This is a genomic window from Pseudomonas sp. CK-NBRI-02 (genome assembly GCF_008124495.1).
In the GTDB taxonomy this organism is placed as follows: domain Bacteria; phylum Pseudomonadota; class Gammaproteobacteria; order Pseudomonadales; family Pseudomonadaceae; genus Aquipseudomonas; species Aquipseudomonas guariconensis.
The window spans coordinates 43,399-62,258 of record NZ_VSJH01000001.1 but is presented as its reverse complement, the minus strand read 5'-3'; the positions used below and the strand labels follow the sequence as shown (position 1 = coordinate 62,258).

The window sequence follows — 18,860 nt, the reverse complement described above, 5'->3', positions numbered from 1 at the left end:
CAGGTAAATCCGCTCCCGCAAATACAACGCTATTGGCTGTAGGAGCGGGTTTACCCGCGAAGCGGTCGGCACAACCGACACGCCTATTAGAGGGCGACAACCGCCTCTGCCGGCGAAACGATACTGGTCTTGCCCCCACGCGAACGCCCCGAACTCAGGTAGGCCGCAATGGACTCCTGGGTCACCTCGCCCAGGAACACCTGCTCGGCATCGAGCACCGGCAACCAGGCACGATTGAACTCATACATCCGCGACAGGAGGATGCGCAGGTGTTCGTCGTGGGCTGCGGTGGCGTTGAACGGGCGCAGGAAATCGCCACAGCTCCCTTGCTGGCGATGCAGGTCGCGTCTGCGCACGTATCCCAACGCCCGGTTCTGCGCATCGGTGACCACCACGTAGCGGCGGTCATGCTCGTCCATCAGCTCCAGGGCATCGCTCACGGGCGTCTCGGGGCTCAGGGACGGGGCGTTGTCTGCGGCATCCTCGGCACGGACCAGCAACAGGCGCTTCAAGGTGCTGTCCTGGCCGACGAAATTGCTCACGAAGTCATCCACCGGATGGGCCAGCAAGGTGTCCGGGTGGTCGAGCTGCAGCAGTTTGCCGGCGCGGAAGATGGCGATCTTGTCGCCCAGCTTGATCGCCTCGTCGATGTCATGGCTGACCATGATCACGGTCTTGTTCAGCGCCCGTTGCATCTCGAAGAACTCGTTCTGGATCATCTCGCGATTGATCGGGTCGACCGCGCCGAAAGGCTCATCCATCAGCAACACCGGTGCCTCGGCGGCCAAGGCACGGATCACGCCGATCCGCTGTTGCTGGCCGCCCGAAAGTTCACGCGGGTAGCGCTGCAGGTACTGCTTGGGCTCGAGCTTGATCATGTGCATCAGCTCGCGGGCGCGCTCGTGACATCTTTGCTTGTCCCAGCCCAGCAAGCGCGGGACGACTGTGATGTTTTCCTCGATGGTCATGTTCGGGAACAGGCCGATCTGCTGGATCACGTAGCCAATGTGGCGGCGCAGGGTCACCTCGTCTAGGGCGCTGGTGTCCTCGCCGTTGATCAATACCTGGCCGCTGGTCGGTGTGATCAGGCGGTTGATCATTTTCAGGGTTGTGCTCTTGCCGCAGCCCGAGGGGCCGAGAAACACGCAGATTTCGCCTTCGTTGACGGTGAGGCTGACCGCGTCGACGGCTTTGATGTCCTTGCCGTTGACGTTGAAGGTCTTGCTGAGGTTCTTCAGTTCGATCATGGACGCAGTCCTTCCGGAGTCAGGGCACGTTGCAGGGTTTGCAGAAGCAGGTCGGCGATGATCGCCAGCAGGCTGACCAGCACGGCGCCGACCAGCAGCATGGACATGTCGCTGCGGCTGATGGAGGTGAGGATGAGTACACCCAGGCCGCCGGCGCCGATGGTGGCGGCGATGGTCATCACGCCGATGTTCATCACCACGGCGGTGCGCACGCCGGCGAGAATCACCGGCACCGCGATGGGCAACTCGACCATGCGCAGGCGCTGGCCGAAGGTCATGCCGATGCCGCGCGCCGCTTCACGGATGCCAGGTTCGACATTGGTCAGGGCCAGGTAGGTGTTACGCATGATCGGCAGCAGCGAATAAAGGAATACCGCCGTGATCGCGGGCAATGGCCCCAGGCCCTGGCCGAACTTGGAGTAGAACGGCAGCAGCAGGCCGAACAGGGCGATCGAAGGGACGGTCAGCAGCACCGTGGCGCTGGCCTGCAGGGGGCCAGCCAAGGATGGGAAGCGGGTCATCAAGACCCCCAAGGGCACCCCGACCAAGATCGCCAGGCCCACGGCCACGCCCACCAGGGTGATGTGCTGGCCGGTCAGGTGCAGCACTTGGAACCAGTCCAGATGCGTGAACGTATCGAGCAGGTTCATGGCTGTACCTCGCTGATCGGGTGCTCGCGCAGAAATGCCGCGGCCACGGTCGCCGGGCTCTGGTGCTCGACATCGACCTTGGCGTTGAGTGCACGCATGGTCTGGTCGTCGAGCAGCTCGGCCAGAGGCTTGAGCAGGTCGGCCAGGCGCGGGTTGGCGTCGAGCGTCTGTTGGCGCACCACCGGGGCGGCGGTGTAGTCGGGGAAGTAGTGTTTATCGTCTTCGAGCAGCTTGAGGTTGAACGCGTTCAGGCGCCCGTCGGTGGTGTACACCAGGCCGGCGAAGACTTGGTTATTGCGCATCGCGGTATAGACCAAGCCGCCGTCCATCTGCCGAATGTTGCGCCGGTCGAGCGGCAGGTCATACAACTCGCGCAGCCCCACCAGGCCGTCCGGCCGGTTGGCGAACTCGGTGTCCAGTGCCACCAGGTGGTTGCGCTCATGCTCGTCGCGCAGCACCCGCTGCAACTGACTGATGGTGTTGAGCTGCGGGTAAGCCTTGGCCACGGCTTGGGGCAGGCCCAGGGCATAGGTGTTGCTGAATTTCGACGGGGTTAGCCAGACCAGGCCCTTCTCGGCGTCCAGTGCCTTGACCCTGGCGTAGGTGGCCTCGGCGCTGGGCATGCGTTCGTCGATGTGGTTGTAGGAGACCAGCGAAACCCCGGTGTATTCCCACATCAGGTCGAGTTGGCCGGTTTCCTGGGCCTGGCGTGCAATGTTGCTGCCCAGGCCTTCGGTGACGCGCACGGTGTAGCCGTTGGCGCGCAGGTATTGGGCGGTGATTTCAGCGAGCACGGTCTGTTCGGTGAAGACCCGCGCGCCGATGCGAATCAGCGGTTTTTCCGCGGCCTGGGAGAGCCCTGCGAATAGCATGGCCGCGCCCAGGAGCAAGGCGATTTTCTTGTTCATTGGTTCCCTCTTTTTATTGGGACAGGCCGCGTTCCAGCCAGCGCTTGCTGGAAAGGCTCACCAAGGCATCGAGCGCCAGTGCCAGCAAGGCCGTGCAGGCTGCGCCCAGCAACAGTTGCGGCTGGTTGTTCAGGGCGATGCCGGGGAAGATCAGGCTGCCCAGGCTGTTGGCGCCGATCAGGAAGGCCAGGGGGGCCGTGCCCACGTTCAGCGCCAGGGCCACGCGCACACCGCCGACGATGATCGGCACAGCGTTGGGCAGCTCTACCTGCCAAAGTTGCTGGCGCGCGGTCATGCCGATGCCGGTGGCCGCTTCCTTGAGTGAGGCGGGGACGTTCTTCAGGCCTTCGTAGGTGTTGCGCACGATGGGCAGGAGGGAGGCGAGGAACAGGGCGAAGATCGCAGGGCCTGCGCCGATGCCCAGGACACTCAGGGCAATGGCCAGGACGGCCAGGGGAGGGATGGTGTTGCCAACGTTGAACAGCTGCATGAAGCGCTCGGCCTTGTCGACCCTGTGCGGTCGACTCAAGGCAATGCCGGCGGGGATACCCACGGCTAACGCCGCCGCCATCGAAGCCAGCACCAGCACCAGGTGCGCTTGCAGATAGAACCAAAGGTCTTCGCGATAACGCGCGAAGGTATCGATGCCGATCCAGTGGACCAGCAGGGCCAGGATGACGAGCACGGCGGCCCATCCCAACAGCCCTTTGCCATAGCGTTCAGCCACAGGCGGACTCCTTTTCAGTCGGCGAACACACTCCCGTGGCGGGCGCCATACCTGGCGCCAGGCAGTGTGGTCGCGAGTAGCAGCGTGACGCACTGAAGACAGGCGGTCACGCCATGAGCCGAACCCCGTCGGGCCCGAAATGCAGATGAAACACGCCCTGAACCGAGGCGGGTTGCAGGGGAGTGGACGTCTCCGAGGCGTTAAAGGTTCCCATCTGAAGAGGCGTTTGGCCAGTGTTAATCACTGGCTCTTCAGAAAAATCACGCGATAAAAAAGCGTGGATAGCACGTGGAGGCGTTGAAGTACCTGCTATTCGGCGGTTTGCCGTACGGCGACTTGGCTGGGCAATTTTCTTGTTATTCGCTTGAGTCGAGGCTCTCGGCGGAACACTTGAGCTTGAACCGCATATGGCTGGGCATGCACCGGTCACGCTTGAAGGCTCTCTGCGACACCGGCGACTCGCAAGATTCAAAGCTGATGCCCAATGGCCTCAGGCGGGTTTTGGCCCTGCTCCGACTTCAGGTATGATATTGCCCCTTTTTGATCCCAAGTCAGGCGATTTCCCATGACCAACCAGGCCGCCGAAGTCGCGAAGCGCCGCACTTTCGCCATCATTTCCCACCCCGACGCCGGTAAGACCACCATCACCGAGAAGCTCCTGCTGATGGGCAAGGCCATTGCCGTCGCCGGTACCGTGAAGTCGCGCAAGTCCGACCGCCACGCCACCTCCGACTGGATGGAAATGGAGAAGCAGCGCGGCATCTCCATCACCACCTCGGTGATGCAGTTCCCCTACCGCGAGCACATGATCAACCTGCTCGACACCCCCGGCCACGAGGACTTCTCCGAAGACACCTACCGCACCCTGACCGCGGTCGACTCGGCGCTGATGGTGCTTGATGGCGGTAAAGGTGTAGAGCCGCGGACCATCGCCCTTATGGATGTCTGCCGCCTGCGCGACACGCCGATCGTTAGCTTCATCAACAAACTCGACCGTGACATCCGCGACCCGATCGAACTGCTCGACGAGATCGAGGCGGTCCTGAAGATCAAGGCTGCGCCGATTACCTGGCCGATCGGTTGCTACCGCGACTTCAAGGGTGTGTACCACCTCACCGGCGACTACATCGTGGTCTATACCCCGGGTCATGGTCATGAGCGCACCGAAGCCAAGATCATCCAGAAGCTGGACTCCGACGAGGCCCGTGCGCACCTGGGCGACCAGTACGATTCGTTCGTCGAGCAGCTGGAACTGGTGCAGGGCGCCTGCCATGAGTTCAACCAGGACGAGTTCATCAACGGTCAGCTGACCCCGGTGTTCTTCGGTACCGCCCTTGGCAACTTCGGTGTCGACCATGTGCTCGATGCAGTTGTCGATTGGGCACCGCGTCCGCTGGGCCGCGTGGCGCACGAGCGTACCGTCGAGCCTGTGGAAGAGAAGTTCACCGGCTTCGTGTTCAAGATCCAGGCGAACATGGATCCGAAACACCGCGACCGCATCGCCTTCATGCGGATCTGCTCGGGCAAGTACGAAAAAGGCATGAAGATGCGCCACGTGCGCCTGGGCAAGGACCTGCGCATCGGCGATGCGCTGACGTTCTTCTCCTCCGAGCGTGAACAGCTCGAGGAAGCCTATGCCGGCGACATCATCGGCCTGCACAACCATGGCACCATCCAGATCGGCGACACCTTCACCGAAGGCGAGGCGCTGGGCTTCACGGGTATTCCGCACTTCGCCCCGGAACTGTTCCGCCGCGTGCGCCTGAAGGACCCGCTCAAGTCCAAGCAACTGCGCCAGGGCCTGCAACAGCTGGCCGAAGAAGGCGCGACCCAGGTGTTCTTCCCCGAGCGCAGCAACGACATCATCCTCGGCGCCGTGGGTGTGCTGCAGTTCGATGTGGTCGCCAGCCGCCTGAAGGAAGAGTACAAGGTCGAATGTGCCTACGAGCCCATCACCGTCTGGTCGGCGCGCTGGATCAGCTGCGACGACAAGAAGAAGCTCGAGGAATTCCAGAACAAGGCCATGGAGAACCTGGCCATCGACGGTGGCGGTCACCTGACCTACCTGGCGCCGACCCGGGTGAACCTATCGTTGATGGAAGAGCGCTGGCCGGACATCAAGTTCCGCGCCACTCGCGAGCATCACTAAGGAGCAGCGGCAAGCTACCAGCAGCAAGCTTCAAGCGGCGCGAGCCTGAACGGGCTCCGTTCTTCTAGCCGCTTGCCGCTTGCCGCTGACGACTGTCAGTTGCCTGCTTTGATACTGGTCCAGATCCGTGTACGGATGCGGTCGATCTTCGCCGGCATCGCCTCCAGGGCATACAGCTTGCCCAGCACCTCGTCACTCGGGTAGATCATGCTGTTGGCCTTGAGTTTCGGGTCCACCAGGCTGTCTGCCTTCAAGTTGCCGTTGGCGTACTGCACATAGTCGCTGATATTGGCCATCACCTCTGGCTGCAACAGGTAGTTCATGTAGGCGTAGCCGGCTTTTTCGTCCGGTGCGTCGGCGGGCATGGCGACCATGTCGAACCACAGCGGCGCCCCTTCCTTGGGTATCGAGTAGCCCACCTTCACCCCATTGTTCGCCTCTTCGGCGCGGTTCTTCGCCTGCAGCACATCCCCCGAGAAACCTACCACCACGCAGACATCGCCGTTGGCCAGGTCGCCGGTGTACTTGGATGAGTGGAAGTAGCTGATGTACGGCCGCACCTGCATCAACAGCGCCTTGGCTTTGTCGTAATCGGCCGGGTTCTGGCTGTGGTGCGGCAGGCCCAGGTAGTGCAGGGCGATCGGTAGCAGCTCCGGGCCGTTGTCCAGCACGGCAACGCCGCAGCTTTTGAGTTTGGAAATGTTCTCGGGCTTGAAGATCAGGTCCCAGGAATCCACCGGCGCATTGTCGCCCAGTACCGCCTTGACCTTGTCGATGTTGTAGCCAATGCCCGTGCTGCCCCAGAGGTAGGGGAAGCCATAGCGATTGCCCGGGTCGTTCACCTCCAGCGCCTTGAGCAGCACCGGGTTGAGGTTATGCCAGTTGGGCAACTGGCTCTTGTCCAGCGGCTTGAGGGCTTTGCCCTGGATCTGCCGGGCCATGAAGTGGTTGGAGGGGAACACCACGTCGTAGCCGGAGTTGCCCGTCATCAGCTTGCCGTCGAGGGTCTCGTTGCTGTCGAACACGTCATAGGTCGGCTGGATGCCGGTGGCCTGCTGGAACTGCTTGAGGGTGTCGGGGGCGATGTAGCTGGACCAGTTGTAGATCTTCACCGAGTCGGCGGCGTTGGCCACGCAGGTGGCGAGCATCAGAGGGGCGAGCAGGAGGGTGCGCATGTCCGGTATACCTTGCTGTGCTTGTTGTTATCGAAGGGCGGCAGGCGATCGTCGGATCAGAAAATCAGAACGTAGGTCTTGCGCACTGTTTCCTGGATATCCCAGGTGCCGGTGCTGTTGGCCGGCAGCATCAGGGCGTCGCCGGCTTCGATGAGCAAGGGCTCGCCACCGTCGGGGGTGAAGGTGCAGCGGCCCTTGATGAAATGGCAGAACTCCTGCTGCACGATCTGCCGCCGCCAGCGCCCCGGGGTGCACTCCCAGATGCCGGTTTCGACGCCGTCGTTGCGCTCGACGCAGGTCACGGAGGTGACCGCGACCGGCTCGCCGAGAGGGACGGCGACAGGACTGGTGCTTTCCAGGGTGACGCTGCCCGTGTGCTTGAACTGGGTGATGCTCATGACCTTGGATCCTGTGTGTTGGTTTGGGTTGAATCAGCGCATGAAGCCTTCCATGAAGTCGGCAAGCGTGCTGGCCAGGCGCCTTCGCCAAGGAGCGCTGCCGGGCTGGGCGAGGGTCTGGTCCTCGTGCACGAAGCTTCGGATGATCGCGTTGTAGCCCAGCCAGCGGCAGGGCTCGGGCGGCCAGCTGGCCAAGCTCGACAGCGGGCGGTTGTCGTACACCCAAGGCTGCGCGGTCAGGGCGTTGTGCTGGCCGAGTATCAGCGCAGCCAGGGTGCGTCCGCCCAGGTTGGTGGCGCCGACGCCTTCGCCGCCATAGCCGCCCGACAACGCAATGCTGCGCTGGCGATCGCACAGCATGTGCGGGTGGAAGCGCCGGGCCATGCCCAGGTTGCCGCCCCAGGAATGGGTGATGCGCACGTCCTTGAGCTGTGGGAACAGGTCGCCGAACAGGTAGCGGCGCAGGGCGATCTCGCTGTCGGTAAGGCTGAAGTCTTCCCGCAGCCGGCCGCCGAAGCGGTAGCCGCCACGGGCACCGAATACCAGGCGGTTGTCGGCGGTGCGTTGGCCATAGGTGACTTGGCGGCTGCCCTCGCTGAAGGCCTGGCCCTGATCCAGGCCGATCTGTGCCCAGGTCGATTCAGGCAGGGGTTCGGTGGCCACCAGCAGGCTCTGCACGGGCAACTGATGACGTCCCAGCGGCGGCAGACTGGCGGCGTAGCCTTCCACGGCTGGCACGATCCACTGGCTGCGGATCGTCGCCTGGGGCGTACGTACCTCGCCGGTTCGCCAGTCGATGGCCGGGGTGTTCTCGTAGATCGGTACGCCCAGGCGTTCGACCGCACGGGCCAGGCCGCGCACGAGTTTGGCCGGCTGGAGGGTAGCGACATGCGGGCTGAAGATCGCGCCATAGGCATTGCTTACCCGCAGTTGGCCATTCAACGCCTCAGGCCCCAGCCAGCGGTAGTCGTCTTCATTCATGCCTTGGCGATAGAGGTCATCCAGGTAGGCACGCAGACTGCGTTCCTGCTCCGGGTAACGGGCGGCGCAATAGAGCACGCCGCCTTTGCGGTAGTCGCAGTCGATGCCTTCGCGTTGCAGGACGCTGTGGACCTCGTTGGGGATGTCATGCAGCAAATCGGTGCTGGCGCGGCGTTGCTGGGGCGAGAGGGTGGCGAGCATCCGGTCCTCGCCCAGCAGGTTGCCCATCAGCCAGCCGCCATTACGACCCGAGGCGCCGTAACCTGCGATATTGGCGTCGATCACCGCGACGTTCAGTTGTGGCGCCTGGCGCTTGAGGTAATAGGCGGTCCATAGGCCTGTGTAGCCGGCGCCGATGATGCATACATCCACCTCCAGGTCCTGGTCCAGGGCCGGGCGGGCGCAGAGTGGCTCCTCGAGCTGGTCCATCCAAAGGCTGATCGTACGCCAGGCTTGCATCGGGTTCGGCTCCACATCCGTAAAGGTCTGCGGGCGATCCTAGTGGCGTGTGGGGAGGGTTGTCTTACGTGCGTGCACGCAGGGAAATCTGCTTCACATAGGCCTTGGGCGACAAACCGGTGTGCTCGCGGAAGCACTTATAAAACGCCGACAGCGAATTGAAACCCGCGGCAAAGGCCAGATCGTCGACCGGGGTTGTCGCGTGCTGGGCGTCGAGGCTGGCCAACAGATGTTGCAGGCGGGCCTGGTTGACGTAGCGGTAGAAGCTTTGGCCGAGCACCTGGTTGAGCAGGTAGGAAATCTGATTGCGGCTGTAACCGCTGTGGTCGGCGACCTGTTGCAGGTCCAGCTCCGGGTCAAGGTAGGGGCGCTGTCGCTGAAAGTAGTGCTCCAGGTCCTGGGCCATGGTGGAGAGCTGGCGCGGTGAAAGGCCCAGGCGGCTGGTGGCCGAACGCGGGTTGGCGCGGCGGGCGCCTTGGGCATCACGACGCACCAAGGTGGCGTATTCGTTGATACGCCAGATCAGCCCATCCTTGACGGTGATCGCCTCGCTGGCCTGGAACGCCACCAATCCGTCACCACCCTGGACCGTGACTTCGTACTGGATGAATGCCGTGCAGCCGTCCACGCGGATGCGGTCGCTGTGTACGATGTCTTCGCCGACCTGGTGGGGCAGCGAGGCGCGAACGTAATCGCGCAGCTCATCGATGCCGAGCACGCGGTTCTGGAAGAAGTCGTGGTATTGGATGTCGGGGTGGTACAGCGCCATGACGCCGTCGAGGTCGCGGTGCTTCCAGCACAGGTGGTAGCGCAACACGGTGTCGGCGGTGAGCGGGGTTTGCTCGGGGCCGTCGGGGAGGGTAGTGGCGGTCATGGACACTGATAGTGCATTGCAGAACACCCTGGCGCAAGGCTGCGGATCCGGCATATTGCACGGTGTTGCCAAGCGGCTTGTCGGCTAAGCCGTTGATTACGCTGAGGGTGATTTTTCAGTGAGGCTGGCATGGGCACTGCAGCTGTCTTTTCACCAACGAACGGGAGAAAGGCCATGCGCTCGATACTGCTTTGGATGATTGGGGTGCCGATTCCGGTGATCATTTTGATCTGGTTCTTCATGCATTGAGGCACAGGGCCACTGTGCGGCCTGTTCACGGCTAACCCGCTTCCACAGGGGGAGCGATGATCCTGGTGGAAGCGGGTTTACCCGCGAACAGGTCTAGACCGATCTAGAGAAACTGCTCGGCGTAGTGGCAGGCCACCTGCCGCGTACCCACTTGTCTCAACGCTGGTATTTCTTTGGCGCAGCGCTCGGTGGCATACGGGCAGCGCTTGTGGAACGCACAGCCGTCCGGTGGATTGAGTGGGTTGGGCAGCTCACCGGCGATACGGATCTTCGGCTTGAGTGGATCGGGGTGAATCGCCGGAGTCGCCGACAGCAGCGCCTGGGTATAAGGGTGCAGGGGCTTCTCGTAGATATCCTCCTTCGGTCCCATCTCCGCCGGTCGTCCCAGGTACATCACCAGCACCTGGTCGGCCACGTGTCGCACTACCGCCAAGTTGTGGGAGATGAACACGTAGGCGGTGTTGAACTCCTTCTGCAGGTCCATGAACAGGTTCAGCACCTGTGCCTGGATCGACACGTCGAGGGCCGACGTCGGCTCGTCGGCCACCAGTACTTTCGGCTGCAGCATCATCGCCCGGGCCAGGGCGATGCGCTGGCGCTGGCCACCGGAGAACATGTGCGGATAGCGCTGGTAGTGCTCCGGACGCAGGCCGACCTGCTCCATCATCTTCTGCACTTTCTCGCGGCGTTCGGTCTTGCTCAGCGAGGTGTTGATCAGCAGGGGTTCTGCGAGTTGGTCACCGATCTTCTGCCGCGGGTTGAGCGAGGCGTAAGGGCTCTGGAAGACCATCTGCACGTCGCGGCGCAGTTGCTTGCGCTCAGCCTTGCTGGCGCCTTTGACCTCCGTTCCGGCGATCTGCAGGGAGCCGGAGGACGGCTCCTCGATCAGCGTCAGGGCTCGGGCCAGGGTGGACTTGCCGCAGCCGGACTCGCCGACCACGGCAAGGGTCTTGCCGGCCTCCAGTTCGAATGACACGCCATTGAGGGCGCGCACCAGCGCATGGCCCTTGAACAGGCCGCGGGAGACTTCGTAATGGCGGGTCAGCTCACGGGCGGATAGGACGACGGTCATCACGCCACCTCCTGGTTCAGCGGATAGAAGCAACGCACCAGGCTATGGGCCTGGGGATCGAGGGGCGGACGCTGCTGGCGGCAGTTTTCCTGCACGTAGGGGCAGCGCGGCGACAACAGACAGCCCTTGGGCCGGTCGTAACGCCCTGGCACGATGCCTGGCAGCGTGGCCAGGCGCTCGGCCCCGATACTGTGCTCGGGGATGGCAGCCAGCAAGGCCTCGCTGTAGGGGTGAGCGGGGACGTCGAACAGCTCCGGCACCTGGCCCACTTCCACGGCTTGGCCGGCATACATCACGCATACGCGCTTTGCGGTCTCGGCCACCACGGCCAGGTCGTGAGTGATGAGAATGAGCGCCATGTTGCGCTCTTTCTGCAGGTTCACCAGCAGTTCCATGATCTGCGCCTGGATGGTCACATCCAGCGCCGTGGTCGGTTCGTCGGCAATCAGCAGCTTAGGTTCGCCGGCAATTGCCATGGCGATCGCCACACGTTGGCTCATGCCGCCGGAGAGCTGGTGGGGATAGGCGTCCAGACGGCTTTCGGCAGCCGGGATCTCGACTTTCTTGAGCAGCTCCAGGGCCCGCTGTCGAGCGGCCTTGCCCTTCAGGCCCAAGTGCTGGCGCAGGACTTCCTCGATCTGGTAGCCCACGGTGTAGCTGGGATTCAGGGCGGTCATCGGGTCCTGGAAGACCATGGCGATGTCCTTGCCCACGACCTTGCGCCGTTGCCGGCCGCTCAGCTTGAGCATGTCGGTGCCGTCGAAATTGAGCACGTCGGCGGTGATGCGCCCGGGGGCGTCGATCAGGCCCATCAGGGCCATCATGGTCACCGACTTGCCGGAGCCGGACTCGCCGACGATGGCGAGGATTTCGCCGGCGTCCACCGCAAGGTCCAGGCCGTCCACCACGGGTACGGCGTTGGCGTCGCCGAAGCGCACGTTCAGGTTGTTGATCTGCAACAGTGACATGGCGTTCTCCTCAGGCGGCGTTCTTGAGTTTCGGGTCCAGCGCATCGCGCAGGCCGTCGCCCATCAGGTTGATTGCCAACACACTGAGCAGGATCGTCAGGCCCGGCAGGCTCACCACCCACCAGGCGCGCTCGATGTAGTCGCGGGCCGAGGCCAGCATGGTGCCCCATTCGGGCGTCGGCGGCTGCACGCCCAGGCCCAGGAAACCCAGGGCGGCGGCGTCGAGGATCGCCGAGGAGAAGCTCAAGGTGGCCTGTACGATCAGCGGCGCCATGCAGTTGGGCAGCACGGTGACGAACATCAGGCGCGGCAGGCCGGCTCCGGCCAGACGTGCGGCGGTGACGTAGTCACGGTTCAGCTCGCCCATCACCGCCGCGCGGGTCAGGCGTACGTAGGAGGGCAGCGAGACGATGGCGATGGCGATCACGGTGTTGATCAGGCCAGGGCCGAGGATGGCGACGATGGCCACGGCCAGCAGCAGCGATGGCAGCGCCAGCATCACGTCCATCAGGCGCATGATCGAAGGGCCGAGGATTTGCGGGAAGAATCCGGCCAGCAGGCCCAGCAGGATGCCAGGGATCAGCGACATCACCACTGACGACAGGCCGATCAGCAGCGACAGCCGCGCGCCCTGGATCAGGCGTGAAAGCAGGTCCCGGCCGAGCTCGTCGGTGCCGAGGATGAACTGCCAGGTACCGCCTTCGAGCCACACCGGCGGGGTGAGCAGGAAGTCGCGGTATTGTTCGCTCGGGTTGTGCGGCGCGATCCAGGGGGCGAACAGTGCGCAGAACACGATCAGGCACATGAAGGCAAGGCCGGCCACGGCGCCTTTGTTGCGCGAGAACGCCTGCCAGAATTCCTTGTACGGGGAAGGGTAGAGCAGGCTCTGGTCCACTGGGCTGGCCGGTGTGACGGATTTTGGAATAGGGCTAGTCATGGCTTGGGCCTCAGCGCTGATGACGGATGCGTGGGTTGGCCAGGCCGTAGAGGATGTCCACGACGAAGTTGACCAGGATCACCAGGCAGGCGATGAGCAGGATGCCGTTCTGGACCACGGGGTAGTCACGGGCGCCGATGGCTTCGATCAGCCACTTGCCGATGCCCGGCCAGGAGAAGATGGTTTCGGTAAGCACGGCACCGGCGAGCAAGGTGCCGACCTGCAGGCCGAACACCGTCAGCACCGGGATCAGTGCGTTGCGCAGGCCGTGGATGAACACCACGCGGCTGGGCGACAGGCCCTTGGCGCGGGCGGTGCGGATGTAGTCTTCGCGCAGGACTTCGAGCATTGAAGAGCGGGTCATGCGGGCGATCACTGCCAGGGGGATGGTGCCCAGCACGATGGCCGGCAGGATCAGGTGCATGACGGCGTCCTTGAACGCGCCTTCCTCGTCGCTGAGCAATGTGTCGATCAACATGAAGCCGGTTTTCGGCTCGATGTCGTAGAGCAGGTCGATCCGCCCTGAGACCGGCGTCCAGCCAAGGCTCACCGAGAAGAACATGATCAGGATCAGGCCCCACCAGAAAATCGGCATGGAGTAGCCCGCCAGCGAGACGCCCATGACCCCGTGGTCGAACAGCGAGCCGCGCTTGAGCGCGGCGATCACCCCGGCCAACAAGCCAACGATGCCAGCGAACAGCAAGGCGGCGAAGGCCAGTTCGAGGGTGGCGGGGAACAGGGTGAGAAATTCGTTCCACACGCTCTCACGCGTGCGCAGGGACTCGCCCAGGTCGCCCTGGGCCAGCTTGCCGATGTAATCCACGTACTGCACCGGCAGCGGTTTGTTCAGGCCCAGGCGCTCCATGGCCTGGGCGTGCATTTCAGGGTCGACCCTGCGTTCGCCCATCATCACTTCCACCGGGTCGCCGGGGATCAGGCGTATGAGCGCGAAGGTCAGCAGGGTGATGCCGAAGAAGGTCGGAATCAGCAAGCCGAGGCGCCGGGCAATAAAACTCAACATCGTCGGGTGTACCTCATTAAGCCGGTCAGGCGGTGCCGCCGGTTCCCGTGTGGGTCGCCGGCGGTCGTTGTTGTTGTGTTACTTCACCTTGGTGGTGGCGAAGTTGTTGTTGGTCAGAGGGTTGATCACGTAACCCTCCACGTTGTCACGCATGGCGGTGAACATCTTGGGATGGGCCATGTTGATCCAGGGTTGGTCGTCATCGTACACCCTCATGGCCTCGGCATAGACCCATCCGCGCTCTTCATCCTTGGTGATCGTGCGTGCGCGGGTGATCAGATCCTGGAACGTCTTGTTGCACCAGCGGGCGTAGTTCTCACCGTTCTTTGCAGCCTCGCAGCTGAGCAACGGGCCGAGGAAGTTGTCCGGGTCACCGTTGTCGCTGGCCCAGCCGGCAGACACCAGGTCGGCTTCACCGGCTTTGGCACGGCGCAGCATTTCGGCCCATTCCATCACCCGGATGTCCAGCTTGATGCCGATCTGGGCCAGATCCGCCTGGAGCATCTCGGCGGACAGCCGCGGGTTGGGGTTGGTCGGCCCGCCACCGTTGCGGGTGAAGAGGCTCATCACGGTCCCCTCCGGCACGCCAGCTTCCTTCAACAGCGCTCGGGCCTTGTCCAGGTCGCGTGGCGGATTCTGGATCGTCACGTTGTTGCCCAGCATGGTATGCGGGTACGGATTGACCGCCTCGGTCGCGTTGCCTTTGCCGAACAGCTGGTCAATGTGATGCTGACGGTCGAAGGCCATATTGAGGGCTTTGCGCACCCGTACGTCATTCAGGTACTTGTGCTCTGTGTTCATGGCGATGTAACCGGTGACCAGTGCCTCGATCTCGGCAACCTTGAGTTTCGGATCGGCCTTGATCGCCGGCACGTCGTCCGGCTTTGGATACAGGGCGATCTGACACTCGTTGGCACGCAGCTTTTGCAGACGCACGTTGCTGTCGGTGGCGATGGCGAAGATCAACGCGTCTGCCGGTGGTTTGCCCCGGAAGTAATCCGGGTTGGGCTTGTAGCGAACCTGGGCGTCCTTGTTGTAGCGCTGGAAGATGAACGGCCCGGTGCCGATCGGCTTGCTGTTGAGCTCGCCAGTCTTGCCGGCCTTGAGCAACTGGTCGCCGTACTCGGCGGAGTAGATCGAGGTGAAGGCCATGGCCATGTCGCGCAGGAAGGGGGCTTCCGGACGGGTCAGGGTGATCACCACGGTGTGGTCGTCGGTCTTGCTTACCGACTTGAGCAAGTCCTTGAAGGCCATGCTCTCGAAGTAGGGATAGCCGACGCTGGTCTTGTCGTGCCAGGGATGCTTCGGGTCAAGCTGGCGGTTGAGGCTCCAAAGCACGTCATCGGCATTGAAGTCGCGTGTGGGTTTGAAGTACGGGGTGGTGTGGAACTTGACGCCTTCGCGCAGGTGGAAGGTGTAGGTCAGCCCGTCCGGGCTGATGTCCCAGCTTTTGGCCAGCGCCGGCTGGATATCGGTGGTACCGGGCTTGAAGTCGACCAGGCGATTGAAGAGCGTCTCGGCCGAGGCGTCGGCGGTGACCGCGGTGGTGTACTGGACGATGTCGAAGCCTTCCGGGCTCGCCTCGGTGCACACCACCAACGGCTTGGCCGCGAGCTGGGTCGCGGCGCCGAGAAGGACGGCCGCCAGGGCGGCACGTAATGGTAGCGATGTCATGAAACCTCCCTGCAGATTGTTCCAGCGTAGCGCTTCGGCCCGCACAAGGCGGGCCGGCGCGGGGGTCAGAGGATGTTGAATGGAATGGTGGTGACGATACGCAGCTCGTCCAGGCTACCGTCGGCCTGGGCTTTGCTGGCGCGGTGCGCGGTGTAGGTGGCGCGGATGCTGGTGTCTTTCAGCGGACCGCTCTGCACGGCGTAGCTGGTACCGATGCCCCACTCGTAGTGGGTCTCGCCATCCATGCCTTTGACGTCGTAGGCATCGCCCCGGTAGTGGGTGCCGTCGATACCCCAGCCACGGGCGTTGTAGACGTTGAACTTCAAGCCCGGCACGCCATAGGGGGCCATGTTCAGCACGTAGGAGATCTGCAGGGACTTCTCGTTGGGGCCGTTGAAGTCCGACAGCAGCGAGTTGGCCAGGTAGATGCCGTTGGTTTCGTGCAGGTAGTCGAAGTACTCGTTGCCGTTGACCTGTTGCCAGGAGGCGCTGAGCGTGTGGGCCTGATGGGTGAGGCCGAACGACAGGCTGTAGGTGTCGTTGTCGATCTCGCCCATCTTCTTGCTGCCGGTATCCACGGTCTTGTAGTAGTTCAGGCCCGTGGTCAGGCTCAGCACCGCGCTGTCGCCCAGCACGTGGTTGGCGCCGAAATAGTACTGGTTCCAGAAGTCGTCGACCTTGGTGGCGTAGAGGCTGGTGGAGAGGCTCTTGAACGGCTGGTAGTTGACCCCGGCTGTGCTGGCACGGTCGGTTTCCACGCCATTGCCATACTCGCTGCGGAACTTGCTCAAGCTCTGCTCGGTACGGGGCGAGACGCGGTCGAAGGTGCCCAGGTCGAACGACAGGTTGTCGAATTCGGCGCTGTGCAGGAATGCACCCTGGAAGCTCGACGGCAACGCGCGGTTGCCGATGTAGGAAATCATCGGCGTGTCCACCGACTGACGGCCCACGGTAAGGGTACTGTTGGATACCCGTGCCTTGACGTTGCCCAAGCCCATCTTGCTCCACTGGCCGATCACGTCGCCATCGCTGTGGGTCAGCGTGCGGTTGTTCGGCCCGGCCACCGCGGCGCGGCCACGCTCGAGGGCGATGGCGTTGTAGCCGGCGGCTTCGACAGCGAAGCCCACGGTGCCTTGGGTGAAGCCTGAGCTGTAATTCAGGATGGTGCCCTGCACCCAGTTGTCACGGCTGTGAGTCCGGTGCAGAGTGCCGTCGCTCTTGTAGTACCTGAACAGCGGTGCGCGGGTGGCGCGTTCGCGGGCGTACCAGTTGCGCGTGCTGCCGGTCAGGCTCTGGCCTTCGAGAAAGCCTGTGGCTTCGGCCTGCTCGCTGCTGGATTTGAGGGTGACCGGGACGAAGTCCTGGCTGACGGGTTCGGCCTGGGCTGTGGCGGACAATGCGCCTAACGACAGGGCCAGTGCGGTAAAGGTTGTACGTCTCAAGGTGAAGCTCCCTTTCTATTTCTAGTTATTCCCGCGCCTTGTGGGCTTGGGGTTTTGCTGCGGTGTTGCCAGGGGTGCCGCGGGATCGCCGGGCAGAGTCGGGGGCGTTGTGCTGGCGGTGCCGGTCTGTTCATGGATAAACCCGCTGCCGCAGGGGCGGTGATCAGTGCGGGAGCGGGTTTACTCGCGAAGAGAGGGGCTAATCAGTCAACACTCACACCGGAAAAGTCGTTGCGTCCAAAGGGGCTGACGCGAAAGTCCTTGACCTTGGCGCTGATCGGCTGGTTGACCGTGGAGTGGGCCACCGGGGTGATCGGCACCTGTTGCTTGAGACGTTGCTGGGCTTGCTGATAGAGCCGGGTGCGCTGTTCGCGGTCGGTGACCTGCTTGGCCTGCTTGACTAGCGTGTCGTACTCTCGGTCGCACCACAGGGAGTAGTTGTTGCTGCCGATGGCATCGCAGCTGTACAGAGTCCCCAGCCAGTTGTCCGGGTCGCCGTTGTCGCCGGTCCAACCGATCAGGGCGATGTCGTGCTCGCCGTTTTTCATGCGCTTGAGGTATTCCCCCCATTCGTAACTGACGATCCTGGCCTTGATGCCGACCTTGGCCCAGTCGGCTTGGAGCATCTCGGCCATCAGCTTGGCATTGGGGTTGTAGGGCCGCTGTACCGGCATGGCCCACAGGGTCACTTCGGTGCCCTCCTTGACGCCGGCGGCCTGGAGCAGTTCGCGGGCTTTGGCCGGGTTGAAACCTGCGTCCTTGATGGTTTTGTCATAGGACCACTGAGTCGGCGGCATGGCGTTGACCGCCGCCTGGCCGGAGTCTTGGTACACGGCCTGGATGATCGCCTGCTTGTTCACGGCCATGTCCATGGCCTGGCGTACCTCGAGGCGATCGAAGGGCGGATGCTGGGTGTTGTAGGCGATATAGCCAAGGTTGAAGCCCGGCTTGTGCAGCACGCTCAGCTTGCTGTCGGCCTTGATCGCCGGCAGGTCGGCGGGGCGGGGATGCAAGGTGACCTGGCATTCGTTGCGGCGGAGTTTCTGGATGCGTACCGAAGGGTCGATGTTGATGGAGAACACCAAGTTGTCGAGCTTGACCTGCTCCGGCGCCCAATAGGCCGGGTTGCCCTTGTAGCGAATCTGCGAATCCTTCTGGTAACGCTGGAACACGAACGGGCCGGTGCCGATCGGCTTTTGGTTGATGTCGCTGGCGCGACCTTCGGCCAGCAGGTGGTCGGCGTATTCGGCGGAGAGGATCGAGGCGAAGCTCATGGCGAGGTTCTGGATGAACGCGGCATCGACACTGTTGAGGGTGAACACCACCGTCAGCGGGTCGGTCTTTTCGACCTTGGCGATGTTCTTGTCCAGCCCCATGCTGACGAAGTACGGGAACTCGGTGGGGTAGGCCTTGCGGAAGGGGTGTCGTTTGTCGAGCATGCGATTGAAGGTGAACAGCACGTCGTCGGCGCTGAAATCACGGCTTGGCGTGAAGTCCTTGTTGCCATGGAACTTGACGCCTTCGCGCAGGTGGAAGGTGTAGCGCATGCCATCCTCGGAGATCTCCCAGAAGGTCGCCAGCGCCGGATGCACGGCAGTGCCGCCTCGCTCGAATTCGACCAGGCGGTTGTAGATCGGCTCGGCGGCATCGTTGTCGGTAGCGCTGGTGTACTGGGCGGTGTCGAAGCCGGCCGGGCTGCCTTCGGAACAGAACACCAGGTTCTTGGCGAGCAGGTCGGGGGCCTGGGTCATCAGGCCGAGGCCGAGCAGGGTGCCGAGGAGAGTGATGGGGCGCATGGCTAGTCCTTTTGCATCTGTCGTGCCGCAACCTTGTAGGAATCGCGGCAACAGGAATCCGATCCCGCTGCGGGTGGCATCGGGAGGGCGCTTGTTTCTGGGGGGCGCTCGTGGCGCGGAATGTCACCGTGGG

16 protein-coding genes are annotated in these 18,860 nt (G+C 63.1%); 1 reads left to right on the top strand and 15 read right to left on the bottom strand.

Features of this window, described 5'->3' with window-relative positions; all coding sequences use genetic code 11:
- Positions 1 to 86 precede the first annotated feature (86 nt).
- From DQ397_RS00290 to DQ397_RS00275, 4 genes are read right to left on the bottom strand one after another with little or no spacing between them, the layout of a single operon-like run.
- The gene (locus DQ397_RS00290; protein ID WP_043208134.1) at positions 87 to 1,247 is read right to left on the bottom strand and encodes a betaine/proline/choline family ABC transporter ATP-binding protein; all 1,161 of its coding nucleotides are present in this window, start codon (positions 1,245 to 1,247) and stop codon (positions 87 to 89) included.
- The gene (locus DQ397_RS00285) at positions 1,244 to 1,897 is read right to left on the bottom strand and encodes an ABC transporter permease (protein ID WP_043208136.1); all 654 of its coding nucleotides are present in this window, start codon (positions 1,895 to 1,897) and stop codon (positions 1,244 to 1,246) included. Before DQ397_RS00285 ends, DQ397_RS00290 begins: the two co-directional genes overlap by 4 nt.
- Positions 1,894 to 2,805: a glycine betaine ABC transporter substrate-binding protein gene (locus tag DQ397_RS00280; RefSeq protein ID WP_043208137.1), complete on the bottom strand. Its 912-nt coding sequence runs from the start codon at positions 2,803 to 2,805 to the stop codon at positions 1,894 to 1,896. Before DQ397_RS00280 ends, DQ397_RS00285 begins: the two co-directional genes overlap by 4 nt.
- Positions 2,806 to 2,818: 13 nt before the next feature.
- Positions 2,819 to 3,532, bottom strand: coding sequence for an ABC transporter permease (locus tag DQ397_RS00275; protein ID WP_043208139.1), 714 nt, complete (start codon positions 3,530 to 3,532; stop codon positions 2,819 to 2,821).
- Between the two features lie 565 nt (positions 3,533 to 4,097).
- Between DQ397_RS00275 and DQ397_RS00270 the strand changes: the two genes are divergently transcribed.
- Positions 4,098 to 5,681 carry a peptide chain release factor 3 gene (locus DQ397_RS00270; protein ID WP_043208143.1) on the top strand — a complete coding sequence of 528 codons (1,584 nt, stop codon included), beginning with the start codon at positions 4,098 to 4,100 and terminating at the stop codon, positions 5,679 to 5,681.
- Positions 5,682 to 5,776: 95 nt separating this feature from the next.
- Here the strand turns inward: DQ397_RS00270 and DQ397_RS00265 are convergent, their stop codons facing one another.
- The 11 genes from DQ397_RS00265 to DQ397_RS00215 form a co-directional block, all read right to left on the bottom strand.
- Complete coding sequence (locus tag DQ397_RS00265; RefSeq protein WP_043208145.1) at positions 5,777 to 6,856, bottom strand: polyamine ABC transporter substrate-binding protein; 1,080 nt, start codon at positions 6,854 to 6,856, stop codon at positions 5,777 to 5,779.
- 56 nt (positions 6,857 to 6,912) lie between these two features.
- Positions 6,913 to 7,254 (bottom strand): cupin domain-containing protein, encoded by a 342-nt coding sequence (locus DQ397_RS00260; protein ID WP_043208147.1) that lies wholly within the window; start codon positions 7,252 to 7,254, stop codon positions 6,913 to 6,915.
- A 33-nt stretch (positions 7,255 to 7,287) separates the two neighbouring features.
- The gene (locus DQ397_RS00255; protein WP_043208150.1) at positions 7,288 to 8,694 is read right to left on the bottom strand and encodes an FAD-binding oxidoreductase; all 1,407 of its coding nucleotides are present in this window, start codon (positions 8,692 to 8,694) and stop codon (positions 7,288 to 7,290) included.
- Between the two features lie 64 nt (positions 8,695 to 8,758).
- A complete protein-coding gene (locus DQ397_RS00250; RefSeq protein ID WP_043208151.1) occupies positions 8,759 to 9,568 on the bottom strand; it encodes a nuclear transport factor 2 family protein in 810 nt (269 codons plus the stop codon).
- Between the two features lie 352 nt (positions 9,569 to 9,920).
- Positions 9,921 to 10,889 carry a peptide ABC transporter ATP-binding protein gene (locus DQ397_RS00245; protein WP_043208153.1) on the bottom strand — a complete coding sequence of 323 codons (969 nt, stop codon included), beginning with the start codon at positions 10,887 to 10,889 and terminating at the stop codon, positions 9,921 to 9,923.
- Complete coding sequence (locus DQ397_RS00240) at positions 10,889 to 11,857, bottom strand: ABC transporter ATP-binding protein (protein WP_043208155.1); 969 nt, start codon at positions 11,855 to 11,857, stop codon at positions 10,889 to 10,891. The genes DQ397_RS00245 and DQ397_RS00240 overlap by 1 nt, the downstream gene beginning before the upstream one ends.
- Positions 11,858 to 11,867: 10 nt before the next feature.
- Positions 11,868 to 12,794 (bottom strand): ABC transporter permease subunit, encoded by a 927-nt coding sequence (locus DQ397_RS00235; RefSeq protein ID WP_043208158.1) that lies wholly within the window; start codon positions 12,792 to 12,794, stop codon positions 11,868 to 11,870.
- 10 nt (positions 12,795 to 12,804) lie between these two features.
- Entirely contained in the window at positions 12,805 to 13,815 is a 1,011-nt protein-coding gene (locus DQ397_RS00230; RefSeq protein WP_043208159.1) for an ABC transporter permease subunit, read from the bottom strand.
- 78 nt (positions 13,816 to 13,893) lie between these two features.
- On the bottom strand, positions 13,894 to 15,489 hold the full coding sequence (locus DQ397_RS00225) for an ABC transporter substrate-binding protein (protein ID WP_043208161.1): 1,596 nt from the start codon (positions 15,487 to 15,489) through the stop codon (positions 13,894 to 13,896).
- Between the two features lie 65 nt (positions 15,490 to 15,554).
- Complete coding sequence (locus DQ397_RS00220) at positions 15,555 to 16,931, bottom strand: OprD family porin (RefSeq protein ID WP_043208163.1); 1,377 nt, start codon at positions 16,929 to 16,931, stop codon at positions 15,555 to 15,557.
- A gap of 203 nt (positions 16,932 to 17,134) precedes the next feature.
- Positions 17,135 to 18,727: an ABC transporter substrate-binding protein gene (locus tag DQ397_RS00215; RefSeq protein ID WP_043208165.1), complete on the bottom strand. Its 1,593-nt coding sequence runs from the start codon at positions 18,725 to 18,727 to the stop codon at positions 17,135 to 17,137.
- Between the last annotated feature and the right edge of the window lie 133 nt (positions 18,728 to 18,860).

Coding starts and splice junctions, on each gene's coding strand:
- DQ397_RS00290 (WP_043208134.1), bottom strand. CDS start 1,247: ATGATCGAACTGAAGAACCTCAGCAAGACCTTCAACGTCAACGGCAAG.
- DQ397_RS00285 (WP_043208136.1), bottom strand. CDS start 1,897: ATGAACCTGCTCGATACGTTCACGCATCTGGACTGGTTCCAAGTGCTG.
- DQ397_RS00280 (WP_043208137.1), bottom strand. CDS start 2,805: ATGAACAAGAAAATCGCCTTGCTCCTGGGCGCGGCCATGCTATTCGCA.
- DQ397_RS00270 (WP_043208143.1), top strand. CDS start 4,098: ATGACCAACCAGGCCGCCGAAGTCGCGAAGCGCCGCACTTTCGCCATC.
- DQ397_RS00265 (WP_043208145.1), bottom strand. CDS start 6,856: ATGCGCACCCTCCTGCTCGCCCCTCTGATGCTCGCCACCTGCGTGGCC.
- DQ397_RS00260 (WP_043208147.1), bottom strand. CDS start 7,254: ATGAGCATCACCCAGTTCAAGCACACGGGCAGCGTCACCCTGGAAAGC.
- DQ397_RS00255 (WP_043208150.1), bottom strand. CDS start 8,694: ATGCAAGCCTGGCGTACGATCAGCCTTTGGATGGACCAGCTCGAGGAG.
- DQ397_RS00250 (WP_043208151.1), bottom strand. CDS start 9,568: ATGACCGCCACTACCCTCCCCGACGGCCCCGAGCAAACCCCGCTCACC.
- DQ397_RS00245 (WP_043208153.1), bottom strand. CDS start 10,889: ATGACCGTCGTCCTATCCGCCCGTGAGCTGACCCGCCATTACGAAGTC.
- DQ397_RS00240 (WP_043208155.1), bottom strand. CDS start 11,857: ATGTCACTGTTGCAGATCAACAACCTGAACGTGCGCTTCGGCGACGCC.
- DQ397_RS00235 (WP_043208158.1), bottom strand. CDS start 12,794: ATGACTAGCCCTATTCCAAAATCCGTCACACCGGCCAGCCCAGTGGAC.
- DQ397_RS00230 (WP_043208159.1), bottom strand. CDS start 13,815: ATGTTGAGTTTTATTGCCCGGCGCCTCGGCTTGCTGATTCCGACCTTC.
- DQ397_RS00225 (WP_043208161.1), bottom strand. CDS start 15,489: ATGACATCGCTACCATTACGTGCCGCCCTGGCGGCCGTCCTTCTCGGC.
- DQ397_RS00215 (WP_043208165.1), bottom strand. CDS start 18,727: ATGCGCCCCATCACTCTCCTCGGCACCCTGCTCGGCCTCGGCCTGATG.